This window comes from Bacteriovorax sp. DB6_IX (genome assembly GCF_000447775.1).
Taxonomy (GTDB): domain Bacteria; phylum Bdellovibrionota; class Bacteriovoracia; order Bacteriovoracales; family Bacteriovoracaceae; genus Halobacteriovorax_A.
The window spans coordinates 1-225 of the sequence record NZ_AUNJ01000056.1; the positions used below are offsets into that span (position 1 = coordinate 1).

The 225-nt window shown below is 32.9% G+C and carries 1 protein-coding gene; it reads right to left on the reverse strand.

What is annotated here, in order from left to right; translation table 11 throughout:
- Positions 1-201, reverse strand: a 201-nt coding sequence (locus tag M901_RS18305; RefSeq protein WP_369793743.1) for a prepilin peptidase, incomplete at its 3' end; no start/stop codon positions are given.
- Positions 202-225: the final 24 nt, after the last annotated feature.

Here is a 225-nt window from a genome sequence, read left to right on the forward strand (position 1 = left end):
AGCAGGGAAACCGAAGCCAATAAGGAGTCCAAAGAACCAAAACTCAAATGGTTTTGAAAAAAAGGACTGAATAAGAAAAAGTAACGCCAAATATAAGGTAACGCCATTTGGTAATATTTTATGTTTTAGATCAATGACGAAGTGAACTGTGAAGGCACAGGCAATTGAAAAGAAAAAGATATAACTTGTTAAAGAGTGAATATTAACGACTTTAGGAAAAAGTAA